The organism is Kamptonema formosum PCC 6407, from assembly GCF_000332155.1.
In the GTDB taxonomy this organism is placed as follows: domain Bacteria; phylum Cyanobacteriota; class Cyanobacteriia; order Cyanobacteriales; family Microcoleaceae; genus Kamptonema; species Kamptonema formosum.
The window spans coordinates 61452-75381 of the sequence record NZ_KB235903.1 but is presented as its reverse complement, the minus strand read 5'-3'; the positions used below and the strand labels follow the sequence as shown (position 1 = coordinate 75381).

At 43.1% G+C, this 13930-nt stretch carries 11 protein-coding genes; 5 read left to right on the top strand and 6 right to left on the bottom strand.

Annotated elements, in window-relative coordinates; all coding sequences use genetic code 11:
* Positions 1 to 63: 63 nt before the first annotated feature.
* Positions 64 to 2214: an EAL domain-containing protein gene (locus OSCIL6407_RS0105390; protein ID WP_007354231.1), complete on the bottom strand. Its 2151-nt coding sequence runs from the start codon at positions 2212 to 2214 to the stop codon at positions 64 to 66.
* A gap of 171 nt (positions 2215 to 2385) precedes the next feature.
* On the opposite strand from OSCIL6407_RS0105390, the gene OSCIL6407_RS0105385 reads away from it, so the two are divergent.
* Entirely contained in the window at positions 2386 to 5874 is a 3489-nt protein-coding gene (locus tag OSCIL6407_RS0105385) for a PAS domain S-box protein (protein ID WP_007354230.1), read from the top strand.
* Positions 5875 to 5951: 77 nt separating this feature from the next.
* On the opposite strand, the gene OSCIL6407_RS36935 is transcribed toward OSCIL6407_RS0105385, so the two are convergent.
* The gene (locus OSCIL6407_RS36935; RefSeq protein WP_234708718.1) at positions 5952 to 6122 is read right to left on the bottom strand and encodes a hypothetical protein; all 171 of its coding nucleotides are present in this window, start codon (positions 6120 to 6122) and stop codon (positions 5952 to 5954) included.
* A gap of 222 nt (positions 6123 to 6344) precedes the next feature.
* Here OSCIL6407_RS36935 and OSCIL6407_RS0105380 point away from each other — a divergent pair, with 222 nt between their 5' ends.
* A complete protein-coding gene (locus OSCIL6407_RS0105380; RefSeq protein WP_007354228.1) occupies positions 6345 to 6851 on the top strand; it encodes a hypothetical protein in 507 nt (168 codons plus the stop codon).
* Positions 6852 to 6941: 90 nt separating this feature from the next.
* Here OSCIL6407_RS0105380 and OSCIL6407_RS0105375 read toward each other — a convergent pair whose 3' ends face one another.
* From OSCIL6407_RS0105375 to OSCIL6407_RS0105360, 4 genes are all read right to left on the bottom strand, one after another.
* Entirely contained in the window at positions 6942 to 8642 is a 1701-nt protein-coding gene (locus OSCIL6407_RS0105375; protein ID WP_007354227.1) for an ABC-F family ATP-binding cassette domain-containing protein, read from the bottom strand.
* A gap of 143 nt (positions 8643 to 8785) precedes the next feature.
* Positions 8786 to 10612: a penicillin-binding protein 2 gene (gene mrdA, locus OSCIL6407_RS0105370; RefSeq protein ID WP_007354226.1), complete on the bottom strand. Its 1827-nt coding sequence runs from the start codon at positions 10610 to 10612 to the stop codon at positions 8786 to 8788.
* A 36-nt stretch (positions 10613 to 10648) separates the two neighbouring features.
* The gene (locus OSCIL6407_RS35230; protein ID WP_019486999.1) at positions 10649 to 10807 is read right to left on the bottom strand and encodes a hypothetical protein; all 159 of its coding nucleotides are present in this window, start codon (positions 10805 to 10807) and stop codon (positions 10649 to 10651) included.
* Positions 10808 to 10827: 20 nt separating this feature from the next.
* Positions 10828 to 11010, bottom strand: a complete 183-nt coding sequence (locus OSCIL6407_RS0105360) for a hypothetical protein (protein WP_019486998.1) — start codon at positions 11008 to 11010, stop codon at positions 10828 to 10830.
* Positions 11011 to 11123: 113 nt separating this feature from the next.
* On the opposite strand from OSCIL6407_RS0105360, the gene OSCIL6407_RS0105355 reads away from it, so the two are divergent.
* From OSCIL6407_RS0105355 to OSCIL6407_RS0105345, 3 genes are all read left to right on the top strand, one after another.
* A complete protein-coding gene (locus OSCIL6407_RS0105355) occupies positions 11124 to 11612 on the top strand; it encodes a hypothetical protein (protein WP_007354224.1) in 489 nt (162 codons plus the stop codon).
* A 263-nt stretch (positions 11613 to 11875) separates the two neighbouring features.
* Positions 11876 to 12676, top strand: coding sequence for a serine O-acetyltransferase (cysE, locus tag OSCIL6407_RS0105350; protein WP_007354223.1), 801 nt, complete (start codon positions 11876 to 11878; stop codon positions 12674 to 12676).
* Positions 12677 to 12943: 267 nt separating this feature from the next.
* The gene (locus tag OSCIL6407_RS0105345; RefSeq protein ID WP_007354222.1) at positions 12944 to 13867 is read left to right on the top strand and encodes a sensor histidine kinase; all 924 of its coding nucleotides are present in this window, start codon (positions 12944 to 12946) and stop codon (positions 13865 to 13867) included.
* Positions 13868 to 13930: the final 63 nt, after the last annotated feature.

The following is a 13930-nucleotide window of genomic DNA, read 5'->3' as shown; positions in this document are numbered from 1 at the left end:
CATTTCATCGACATTATATTTACCTTCCATAGGATAGAGATGTCTTAAAATTTTATTGGACAGTCAGGAATCAAAGTTCATAGGGAGGGGGCGCGAAATTCCGTAACCCTGAGCATAATCCACTCCAATCTCGCGCAATTTTTCTAAGATAGCTTCGTCTTCGACAAACTCAGCCACAGTTTCAATATTCATCGCATGGGCAATGCGATTAAAGCCTTCCACGATCGCTTGAGAAATCAAATTATGAGTAATATTCTTAACAAAGACACCATCAATTTTTAGATAGTCAACAGGCAAATTCATCAGATAAGCAAAGGAACTCAAGCCACTGCCAAAATCATCTAAAGCAAAGCGACAACCAAGCTTTTTTATTTCGTTAATAAAATTTCTAGCTTGGTCAAAGTTAGCGATCGCTGCGGTTTCAGTAATTTCAAAACAAATGGTTTGTGGTAGAATTTGGTAGCGAGGAAATTGTTCGATTAAAAACCTCATAAACTGATTGTTACAAATACTAGCACCAGAAAGATTAATCGTATATAAGCCGTTAGCAAGAAGTGCTGGTCTAGATAACTTTTGATGATTCGAGAAAAAAGTTTCAATTACCCAGTAATCGATATCAGCGATCAAGCCATAACGCTCGGCGGCTGGAATAAACGCATTTGGCGATACTAATTCTCCATTTTCATCCAACATTCTGAGCAAAATCTCATAATGCTCTACTAATGGTTGAGAGGTAATAGAGATAATCTTTTGGGAGTAGAGACAAAAACGATTGGTTTCTAGCGCTTGGCTGATTTTTGCAATCAACTGCCTCTCCCCACGTTGTCTAATTAGTTCGCTATCATCTAGACGATAAACATGAATGCAGTTGCGCCCTTTGGCTTTAGCAGCATAACAAGCTGCATCAGCCGCTCCCAAAATCTCCATCAAATTTTGGTTGTTTTGGTCAATGGCAACAACCCCAATACTGACCCCAATGATAAAGGTTTTGTTATCCCAAATAAACCGAAATTGATGCACTAATTCTTTGAGATTTTCAGCAATCTGAGTTGCTTGAGAAAGGGGACAGTGAGTGAGTAAAAGACCAAATTCATCACCTCCTAAGCGAGCCAATATATCATTAGCGCGAATTCCCTGTTGTAAAAGTGTAGTGATTTGGCGCAGTAGCTCATCGCCAGCAATATGACCGACAGTATCGTTAACGACTTTGAACTGATCTAAATCTAAATAACAGAGAACGTGATGCTGATTGCTATCTTGAATAGAAGCGATCGCATCAACTAGGTAATGCTCAAATCCTCGACGGTTGGTTAAACCAGTCAGAGCATCGTGACTGGCTTCCCAAGAGAGTTGACGGGTGAGATAGCGGGCTTGAGTAACATCATGAAAGACGATAATTGCCCCAATAATTTGACCTTGGCGGTCTCGAATCGGTGCTGCTGAGTCCTCAATGGCATATTCCTTCCCATCGCGGGCAATGAGAATAGTATGGTTTGCCAAACCCACAACTTCCCCCTCTAACAAAGCTTTGTGGATCGGATTATCTGCGGGCTTTCTCGTTACTTCATTAATAATTAGGAAAACTTCAGATAGAGGCAGTCCTTCAGTTTCCTCTGCTTTCCAGCCTGTTAGTTTCTCAGCAACGGGATTAAAATATTTAATATTACCTCGATCGTCGGTAGTAATGACGGCATCACCAATTGATTGTAATGTCACCTGAGCCAATTCTTTTTCGGCAAAGAAGATATCTTTGAGACGTTGATTTTCTTCTATCTCTGCGATCAGGCGTAAATTTTGTTCTTGGAGGCTTTTTTGGAGCCGTCGGACGGTTAGATGAGTGGCGACACGCGCTAATACCTCTTCGACTTGAAATGGCTTTGCAATATAATCTACCCCACCAACGGCGAACCCTTGAACTTTATTGAAAGTTTCATTGAGCGCACTCAAAAAAATTACGGGAATATTTGCAGTGCGAGGGTCAGATTTTAATTGTTGGCAAACTTCATAGCCATCGAGATCCGGCAATTTAATATCTAGTAAGATTAATTCCGTCAATGGAGATTGGGCAGCTCGAAGTGCCATTGCCCCTGTCGTGGCACTGCGAATCTTATAACCTTCTTCGCTCAATGTATCCCTAAGCAAACGCAGATTGTCGGGTAAATCGTCAACTATTAAGATATTACCTCGATAGCTGGTGACTGGATTGCTGATCATAATTATTATTAAGCTACCTAATACACGAGCGGTATAAGTGAATCAATACAGCAGAAACTGCTGTAATATAGTTAAATCATATACTTTAAACTCTTTGAATATCCTAAAAATCCCTTTAATCTTAACCAAAATAACAATTCTCAGACCCAACCAAGCGATTTATGAACATTTATGAACAAGCGTATTTCTCAAATCACTGCATTGCTGGTCATCTCAATCGCGATAAGCGTACTGATCGGCTGGCAATTTGACCTATCGATACTCAAAAGTGGATTTATAGGTATATCGGCAAGCATGAAAGCAAATACAGCGATTTGCTTTTTATTTGCTGGAGTATCTTTGATTTTGTTGCAGCGTCAACGACTAACCCGACTCCAATATCGAGTTTCTCAAGGATTAGCGGGGGCGATCGCCATCATCGGTCTGCTGACACTGAGTGAGTATTTATTTGGTTGGGATCTGAAGATCGATCGGTTGCTTTTTCGAGATGTTGTCTCTACCACAACTCCTTACCCAGGACGCATGGGGCTAAATACCGCCTTAAATTTTGTGCTGATGGGAGTAGCACTGTTACTGCTAGGGCGAAATTCCCAACGCAATACTTGGTGGGCGCAAATTTGCAGTAGTGTTGCAGCTTTAAGTTCTCTATTAGCTTTATTCGGACACATATTCAATGTCGATGTTTTTGCACGATTGGTTATACCTACCACGACTCAAGCACTAAACACAATCCCAACCTTTTTCATTCTCTATATAGGAATTTTGTGGCTGCGACCTAATGAAGGGTTAATGGAAGTATTAACCAGTCCCTTAGTTGGCGGAGAGATGGCTCGGAGGTTGCTACCTTGGGCGATCGTCTTTCCAGTAGCATTAGAATGGTTTACTTTTCAGGGGCGAAAATTAGGCTGGTATAACTCTGAATTGGGGTATACATTTCGGTTAACATTAATAGTTTTCACCTTCTCAATTCTCATCTGGGGAACTGCTCGATTTCTGAATCAGATAGATAGCAAGCGCCAACAAGCCGAAGCAGAACTTAAAAAACTTAATGAAACCTTAGAAATTCTTGTGGCTGAACGAACAAAAGCTTTACGAGCTAGTGAAGAGCAGTTTCGTCATTCGTTTGAAGATGCGTCGATCGGGATGGCGATTGTTTCCCTTGATGGGCATTGGATTAATGTCAATTCTGCATTATGTCAGATTATTGGCTACTCCCCAGAAGAGTTGTCAGCATTAACTTTTCAAGACATTACCTATCCTGACGATTTAGAGGTAGAGCTCAGTTATGCCCAGCAGCTATTAGCAGGAACGATTTCAACTTACCAACTGGAGAAACGATATTTCCATAAGCAAGGACATATTGTGTGGATTCTGTTAAATGGATCGCTAGTACAAGATGAGCAAGGAAATCCACTGCATTTTATTGCTCAAATTCAAGACATTACAGCTCGAAAAGCAGCTCAAAAAACGTTGGAACTTCAAAGTATAATCATGAATAACATGGCAGGTGGCGTATGTTTAGTCAAAGCCGCAGATCTGACCATCGTCTATACTAATCGTAAATATGATGCGATGTTTGGCTACCTAGAGGGCGAACTTGCAGGTCAACCCGTTGGTATCTTGAATTATGTCGATACACAGGTTACACCCGATGTAAGCGTTCTAGATATCGCCACTCAACTCGATCGAGATGGGGAAGCAAAATATGAAGTCCATAATAGAAAAAAAGATGGTACACTCTTTTGGTGCAGAGTTCATACTTCTAGGTTCGAGCATCCTGAATACGGAACTGTATATGTTGCCGTTCAGCAGGATGTAACAGAGTTACAACTGGCTGAAAAAGCCTTACAAGCTACCACAAATCGCCTCAACTTTCTCCTGAACTACAGCCCAGTTGTTATTTTTAGCTGTAAACCTGATGGAGACTATGGCGCAACCTTCATCAGCGAAAATATTAAAGATGTATTGGGCTACGAAACTAGGGAGTTTTTAGAAGATTCTAAATTTTGGGTGAATCATTTGCATCCAGATGATGTAGACCAAGTATTTCATGGTTTAGCAAATCTATATGTCAATAATTATTATTTCCATGAATACCGTCTTCGTCGCTCCGATGGGGTTTATCGCTGGATACTCAATCAACTTAGATTAATTCGAGATTGTGCAGGTAAACCAGTGGAAATAGTGGGATATTTAATTGATATTAGCGATCGCAAACAAGCTGAGTTGGAACTTCGGCAGGCGAAGGAAGCAGCAGAAGCGGCCAACCAAGCTAAGAGTGTCTTTCTTGCTAATATGAGCCACGAACTTCGCACCCCTCTCAACTCAATTTTAGGATTCACGCAATTAATGAGCTATGAGAATAATCTAACTTCTTCTCTTCAAGAGCGATTGCAGATAATCAATCGTAGTGGTAGACATTTGTTGGACTTAATTAACGATATTTTAGATTTATCCAAAATTGAGAGCGGACGGATGACGCTCAATCCTTCTGACTTTGACTTGATCAATTTACTAACTTCCATTGAAGAAATGTTGCAAGTTAAAGTCCAATCTAAATCATTGCAGCTAATTGTTGAGCGAGAATCCGAGCTTCCCAACTTTGTGCATACTGATGAGAAAAAACTATATCAAGTTTTGGTTAATCTACTCAGTAATGCGCTTAAGTTTACTCAGCAAGGCAGCATTACTTTACGGGTAAGAGCAGAACAAAAAGAAAAACACTCTTGTCGCTTATGTTTTGAAGTTGAAGATACAGGCGTGGGAATTGCGCCAACAGAAATTGATAAATTATTTAAGGTTTTCGTACAAGCCCAAGCGGGGAATAATTTGAGTCAAGGTACTGGGCTTGGTTTAGCAATCAGTCAAAAACTCGTCCAACTCATGGGCGGCCAGATTCAGGTTCAAAGCACTTTGAACCGAGGCAGCACTTTTTCCTTTGAGATTAAAGTGCAGTTATCTCAAATAGCTTCTCTTCCCTCAGAACAGATTAATCAAAGAGTAATTAGTTTAGCTCCTGAACAACCGAATTATCGCCTTCTCGTCGTTGAAGATATAGAAGAAAATCGTCGTTTGTTAGTCGAAATTCTTACCTCGATTGGCTTTGACGTGAGAGAAGCTAAACAGGGAATTGAGGCACTCTCATTGTGGGAGAGTTGGTTGCCACATTTGATTTTTATGGATCTGCGAATGCCGAGCTTAGATGGATATACTGCTACAAAGCGCATTAGAGAAAACCCTAAGAGCCGAGAAACTGTTATTATTGCTTTAACTGCCAGTGTTTTTGAAGAAGATAGAGAGAATGTCCTGACGAATGGGTTTAATGATTTTATCAGCAAACCATTTCAGCAGAGAGATATATTTGATAAGATCGCTCAATATTTGGGAGTGCAGTATATTTACGAAACCGTAGGACAAGCCCCCCAAGAATTATTGGTGGAAACGCTTTCTGTAGAAGATCTATCCGTGATGTCTCCTCAGTGGTTAGAACAAATGTATCAAGCTGCTTACTATCTTGATACGGAAGCTATGAATGAATTAGTCACGCAAATCCCTGAATCTAAAGCAAGTTTGTCTAAGGCGCTAACTGATTCTATTGATAACTTTAATTCTGACCGAATTATGGAGTTAATTAGACCTTTGTTACCGCTGGGGGGGTGACAAAGAGTGCCAAGAGTTAGAGCGCATCAGGGTTGCAGCTCGTATGCCCTGCTGATAGAATCGACGTTTATTTCTAGTTAACTTGCGTTTACTCGCTTAACCTCTAATTTGTAGCGATCGAGATAATTCACCCATTCTTCTCCATCCTGACCGCTACCAAATATACTCCTTCTACGGTATTTTCGGCGCTGGTCTTTCTGGCGAGATACATATTTTTGCAGATGCTTTTTCTGATGAACAAAATTCACGATCGCCCAAAACAATCACTTTATATTCTTTAAGTAATGGTAATACTTGCTGTAGAGCAAGAGTTTGTCCTGAGCTAGTTAGGTTTTAAGTTGACAATTTGTGATTTTTATGCTATGCGTCTGGGGAAACTCAGGCGCTTTTTGCGTATGCGATCGAAGACTTGGCAGATATCGGAGAAAGGCTATAATCTACGATATTAAGTAAAGAGAGGTCTAATTATCATGGCGAGAAAATCAAAGGAATTCGATGAATTATTAAGGGTAAATAGGACGGAAAAGCTCAGAGAGAAAGGTATAGCGGAACTTAAAAAGAAGGTCAAAAAAGCTTACCTGGGAGAAATGCCAGAAAAGATACTTATCGACCCCAAGGACAAAATAAAAATGTCCGAAGTTTTGTATGCTTTTATTGAACCATACTCTGATGGTATTGAGAGTAAAACAGAGCGGTATCAATTGTTGAGTTTGGCTGTGGTAGCATGGAATCTTTCTTTGCTTTCTGAGGATAAACAGCAGGAAGGCATTGAAATGTTGATTAAGGAAGGAACGAAAGGCTCTAACGCCTACGTTCAAGAACAAACAAGAATGGTGATTGATGAATTAATTCAGAGAAAAACTCTTTATTTTGCTGATTATACACAGTTGATAGTTGATTTTAGTCTTCAAGAAACTGACGATGAATATAATATCTCAGTGGCTTCGATTCAATCTGACTCCAACCAAACCTCCTGATTTTTTTCTCATCTGGTGACTAAAATTATAAATAATTGAATCAACGCTTCCAGATTTTCACCTGGAAGCAATCACTAACTGCAACCACAACTATTTCCGCTTAGTAGAAGTCTTCTTCTTCGCCTCTTTCTCAACCTTCTTCGCAGCCTTTTGACCCTGAATCTTAGCTAACCTTGCTTCCTCCTTTTCTTCAGCAATCTTATCGAGATAATAGTGATAATCTCCCAAATAAGTGCGAAACTCACCGTCGCGAATCTCAACAATCTTGTTAGCTACCTGAGAAATAAAATAACGGTCGTGAGATACAATCATTACCGTCCCATCATAATTCTGAATCGCTTCTTCCAGCATTTCCTTAGCCGGAATATCTAGGTGATTTGTCGGTTCATCCAAAATTAGTAAACTAGCTGGACGTAACAGCATCTTAGCTAAAGCTAAACGCGCTTTTTCACCCCCACTCAAAGCCCCAACTTGTTTAAATGCTGTATCACCACTGAACAGAAAACGACCTAATAAAGTGCGGACTTCCTCATTTTTCCAGTCTGGCACTTCATCATGAATAGTTTCTATCACTGTTTTATACAAATCTAAAGCTTCGGCTTGATTTTGTTCAAAGTAACCAGGGATGACATTATGATTGCCTAATTTAACAGTACCGCTTGCGGGTTTTTCCATACCCATAATCATCCGTAGCAGGGTAGATTTCCCCGAACCATTAGGGCCGAGAAAAGCAATGCGATCGCCCCGTTCAATTAACAAATCTGCGCCTAAAAACAGAATCTTGTCATCATAATTATGAACTAAATCTTCAATAATTACTACTTCGCGACCGCTGCGAGGGGATGGAGGAAAACGGAAGTGCAACGTTCTTAAAGCGGCTGTAGGTGCTTCAATCCGCTCAATTTTATCTAATTGTTTCTCGCGGCTTTTTGCTTGAGTGCTCCGAGTCGCACTCGCCCGGAATTTCTCAACAAATGCTTGTTGTTTTTCTAGTTCTTTTTGCTGCCGTTCGTAAGCATTAAGTTGAGCATCTGCGGCTTCCTCTTTTTGTACCAAATATGAGGAATAATTACCCAAATATGTACTAGATACACCCCGTTCAGTTTCAACTATTTGGGTGCAAAGTCGATCCAAAAATTCACGGTCATGGGATACGATTACCATCGGGGTAATCAAAGCTTTGAGGTAGATTTCTAGCCATTCAATGGTTTCGAGGTCAAGATGGTTTGTTGGTTCATCTAAGAGTAAGAGATCCGGTTTTTGCAGCAGAATTTTACCCAAACTCATTCGCATCTGCCAGCCACCGCTGAAGGCACTAACGAGGCGATCGCCATCTTCGGCTTCAAACCCCATTTCGGGCAAGATTTTCTCAATTTGTGCTTCTAAACCGTAGCCATCCAAAGCTTCATAGAGTCGCTGAAGGCGGTCTAATTTATTAATCAGGCGATCTAGTTCTTCTGGAGTAGCCGTTTCCATTTCTCGCTGCACTTCCAGTAGAGATTCGTGAGTTTGGTTGGCTTCTTTGAAGACAGTCCAAAATTCTTCTCTGACAGTGCGAGTGGGGTCTACTTCAAATTCTTGGCTGAGGTAGGCAATATGCAAACTCGCGGGGCGAATTACTTCCCCTGTGGTAGGTTCCACCTCGCCTGCAATAATTTTAAGTTGCGTGGACTTACCGGCACCATTGACACCGACTAAGCCGATGCGATCGCCTGGTTTGACTTCCCAGTTGACATCTTTGAGAACAACGCCATTGGGGTAAATTTTACTGATATGTTCGAGTCGCAGCATTATTTATGAAGGCAAAGGAGGAGGAAAGTTTAGCAGGGGTTGGGATGACAACACTGAGGTCGAGTCAATCTTAACAAATTTTAAAGAACTTTAACGGTTAACTGTTAACCGTTAACCGTTAACCGTTAACCGTTAACAATTAGCTACTTTGCCTTTTTAGCCTTCTCGTTGTTGAAGTAGGTTTTAAATATTTCCTTAGCAATCGGTGCAGCCGCAACCGCCCCGAATCCACCATTCTCCACAACAACCGCGATCGCAATTTCTGGTTTCTCCGCCGGCCCAAAAGCCACATACCAGGAGTGAGAAGGCTCTCCCATCACTTCCGACGTACCCGTTTTGCCCCCAGTCAAAGGGATAGAACCATCATTTAACCCTTGTCCCGTCCCTTGTTGCACCACAGCCACTAACCCATCACGAATCACATTCACCGTCTCCGGTTTCATACCAGTTGGTTCTGGTTTAGTCAGCGCAGTATTAGTTTCAGAGGTCAATAGATGAGGCTTGACTCGGTAGCCACCATTGGCGATCGCACTCACCATCACCGCCGCCTCCAGAGGAGTCACCAATACCAAACCCTGACCGATCGCCATCGTCACAGTATCCCCCGCATACCAGGGCTCCCCATACAGCTTCTCTTTCTGTTCGGGAGTCGGAATCGTGCCATTAGAGCCGCCCCCCAATCCCAAAATATTTAAATTAGTCGCTTCCCCAACTCCCAGCAAGTGACCCCACTTAGAAATCTGTTCCGGCCCTGCCGCCATCCCCACTTGGTAATAAAAAGTATTGCTACTGTAGGCCAAAGCATCGCGAAAACCGATATACCCGTAACCACCACTGTGCTCGTTAAATTGAATACCACCCACAGTAATGTAAGCCGAAGTACCAACAATCGAATCCGCAGAAAACTTACCCGACTCAATCGCAGCCGCAGAAGTCACAATCTTGAAAGTGCTACCCGGTGGATAACCTTGTAAAGCCCGGTTCAGAAAAGGCTTATCGTCCCCTTGAAGGCGATCCCATTCCGTTTTAGTCACTTTCCGCGTAAAAATATTCGGGTCAAAATCAGGATGGCTAGCCAATACCAACACGCCCCCCGTTTTCACATTCAGCGCCACCACACCACCCCGGCGATTGCCCAGAGCCTTTTCCGCACTTTTCTGCATCTCCAGGTCTATAGTTAGCTGCACATTCGCACCTCCCTTCGCCGGCTTCTCTCTCAAGGCTCGGCCTTCCTGCTTCTCGCTTACCTGATTGAGAGCATTGACCTCGATCAAGCGTTCGCCCCAGACTCCCGCAATTTTAGGGTTGGCACTCGCTTCAATTCCCATTTGACCTACAACCATTCCCATTGGATATTCGGGGTGATGTTTGAGATCCTCTTCCGTAGCTTCCCCGATATATCCAATCACATGAGCAGCTATATCGCCATTAGGATAATAGCGACTCGACTCAGGTCGCATTTCAACTCCCGGAAATTCTCGTTCGAGCTCGCCCAGCAATACAAACACCGGAGGTGTAACAGATTGAGTCAGCCGCACTGGCCTGTAAGATTGATAACCCGCTTGTTCTAATTTGTAGAGAATATCGCTGACAGGTATATTCAGTAAAGGACTCAGCTTACTTGCCGTCACTTTCCACTGTTCGGGGGACTGTTCCTTTGGCCACAAATACACTGAGCGAGTGAGCCGATTAGCCGCTAAGGGTTTACCGTTGCGATCTAGAATATGACCGCGATTCGATGGCACCGGCACTAGGCGAATGCGATTATTGTCTGCTCGTTCCCGGTGTTGCTTACCTTCACGCAGTTGCAGTTGCACCAAACGGACAACGTGCATACTCATCAAAAAAGTAGCAAGTAGCATCAGTATCACCGCCCGGTATAATCGGCGCGGCGGTTGCTTTGCGCCGTCCTCCTGCACGGTTTTGTCAACTAAGCGGAATCCAGAGCCAAAAGAAAATTCGCGTTCCATTATGACGATAGGTAGATTGCAGATTCTAGATTATTGCTAATCTCCCAAGCACCAGCTCATAGCCAGAAAAATTAGGGTCAAGCTCAGCCAGTTAGGGAAAGGTTGCCATTTTAGCCAACCTATAGGCAACAATACCAAAACTTCAGTCAAGAAGAAACTCAATTGTAAAGCGATCGCCAGAATAATTAGGGGCATCAAATTTTTTAGCTGTTCTCTTAGTAGCAACCGTCAAGCTGACGCAAGACTTTGTTAATTGTTAAAACCATTGCTGAACAAGGATTTTGAGGATGACACTGATTTAACTGATGTTTGTGGTGTTGGCTATTGAAAATCACTGAAATCATCAACAGGGCGCTCAATCCATATTCAAGATTGCTTTTTCTTTTTGCCTCCACCATAACCTTTCTCGCTCTGCCAGAAAAGGGTGTGGCAGAACAACGAGTGTCACTCTGACTTAATCACAGCTAGCAGTCTTCACCTAAATTATAAATTTTAATGGAGGGATCTTGCCATGCTGTTTAATTTTGGAGTCTGGTTAAAAACTGGTGGAATTTTGAGTGCGGCGATCGCGGCTGTAATGGTTGTACCTGTCTTTGCAGAAGAGACAGCCAATTTTGGTACTTTGACCCTATCGCGCGGTTTTCAACCCCCAACAGCAGTTTTGAGAGGTTCTACAGGTGGCTCTTACTCTTTATCTGCCATTGCCAATTCCGATCTCCACAAGAACAAATGTTTGGGATTTGCTGCCCCGACTCCCGATCATATCTTGATTTTGCAGCAGGATTTTTCGCGACTGAGGATTGCGATCGACACTGGAGGAAAAGACACCACTTTACTCATTTCTGGGCCAAACAGCACTATTCACTGCGGAGATGATACAGGCCAGAGTAAAGATGCTAGCATTGCCGATTCTGGCTGGAAAGCTGGTACTTACCGCATCTGGGTGGGTACGATTGAATCTGGATCTAAATACAAATACACCCTTTCAGTACAGGAGTAGAAAATGCTGCTCTCCTCAGACAGGATTTATGCACGCTCGGTCAAAAACCCGGTTTCTGCGTCAATATTTCTCGAAAAAACCGACGATCTTGGTCAGAAACCGAGTTTTTTGCGTAAGTCCGATCGGAGTTGAAGCAAAAGTAATCTTGAAGTCGCTTAAAATCAACATTCCTTCACATCCATTAAGTTTGAAGTCACAGGACGTGAGATCGTTTTTTTGGTAAAATTTAAAGTGGCGTGTTTAACCAAATTTGGTAACTCCTCGTGCTAAAGACCCTTCGAGCCGACTTCAGCATTATCTTCGAGCGCGACCCAGCCGCTCGTAACTGGCTGGAAGTTTTATTTTGCTACCCCGGTCTTCAGGCGTTAGTATTTCACCGTTTTGCCCACTGGCTGTTTATTTTAGGATTTCCCTTCATTCCCCGCTTTATTTCTCATCTAGCTAGGTTTTTGACAGGGATTGAAATCCACCCAGGGGCGACGATCGGTTGCGGTGTATTTATCGATCACGGGATGGGGGTTGTGATTGGTGAAACTGCGATCGTGGGAGACTATGCTCTGATCTACCAAGGCGTTACCCTGGGGGGAACTGGCAAGGAAAGTGGCAAGCGTCACCCTACCCTGGGCGAAAATGTGGTTGTCGGTGCCGGTGCTAAGGTTCTAGGCAATATCCACATTGGCAACAGCGTCCGCATTGGTGCGGGTTCAGTGGTGCTGCGCGATGTCCCTTCTGACTGCACTGTGGTAGGCGTTCCTGGTCGCATTCTCTATCGTTCAGGTGTCCGGGTTGCTCCTCTGGAACACGGAAGCCTCCCTGACTCTGAAGCAGCGGTGATTCGTTCTTTGGTCGATCGCCTTGAAAGCCTGGAACAGCAGGTGCAAAGTCTAAGCAGCGAACTGTCTGCTTGTAAAGAGCCTGCATTGGAATCTGAGTTTGCGCGACAGGCTTTAACTCATGCAAGTGCGGTGGCTTGTCTTGAGAAAGCTCAACTAGCGGTTGCGGCTTCTAGTTGTCGGTTGAAAGATAAAGCGATTCAAGAGTTTTTTGATGGTGCTGGAATTTAATAAATTTCAGGACTTACGTACAATTGAGAAAATAAAACGGGTTTTTGGTTTGAGAGTAGTCGCTAAAGGCAAGAATCTTCTTTCAAAAACCCGATTTTTATGCTAACTGTAAGACTAGCTATACAAATTTACCGCTATCTCGATTTTAAAATTATTTTTAAAATTGATTTTCTGGAATAGGGTTAACTATGTAAACAACTGAAACCCTTGATTTTACGTCAAAGGTTAAAAGGCTAAGGGCTGTGAAGGCAAAGTGAGATAACGCTGATGGGCTGGAGCGACTTGGTATATTTAGCAGTAGGATTCGGACTAGGTTTGGGTAGTAATCGGCTATTTCGTCAGAAACAGCCATCCACCCAGGTAGAAGCACTGCCAGACTTAGAACCTCAACAAACAAACCCCGAACAGTTACAAACTCTCTCGAACCAACTGAAGCAAACACAACTTGCCTACCAGATGGCCGTCGAGATGAGCCAATTTAAGGCAGGCTTTTTGGCGCGGACTTCCCACGAGTTGCGATCGCCACTGAATAGTATGATCGGCACCCTTCAGTTAATTCTGTCGGATTTGTGCGACGATCCCGAAGAAGAGCGAGAATTTGTGCAGCAAGCCCACACCTCAGCCCTGAAAATGGTCGGGCTGATGGATGAAATCATCGCTGTTGCTAAGACTGAGCATGGCACCGAAAAAATGGATATTCAGCCGCTTCAGTTAGCCAAAATTTTCGATGAAGTTGATGACTTAACTTACCTGCAAGCAACTCATCGCGGCATCCGTCTAGAGATATCCCCTCCCGACGCTGAAATTTACGTCCTAGCAGACTTGCGACGCTTAAGACAAGTCCTAGTCAACCTCGTAGACACGGCCATCATTCAGATGGAAGAGGGCAGCATTAACGTTTCTGCCCATGCGTCCCCAGAATCAGGCCTAGTTCATATTTGGGTAGACGATCAGCGCCCCATTAGTGCCTGGAGCGAGTCATGGGATTTGCTCAAGCGTGATTTAGACACAAATGCTCAGACGGCAGAGCATCCTCAATTATCATCAGGACTACGCTTATTGATGAATCAGACTCTTTTAGCTTTAATGAAAGGTCGTTTAGAAGTTCTCGCCTTCCCTTCAGAGTCAGAAGAATCAAATTTTACGCGGACTCAATGCTCTATTCCAATAGCCAATTCCTTAGAAAGCTAATTGCTAATTGCTAATTGCTAATTGCTAATTGCAAACAGTTAACAAATAACAGTTAACAGTTAA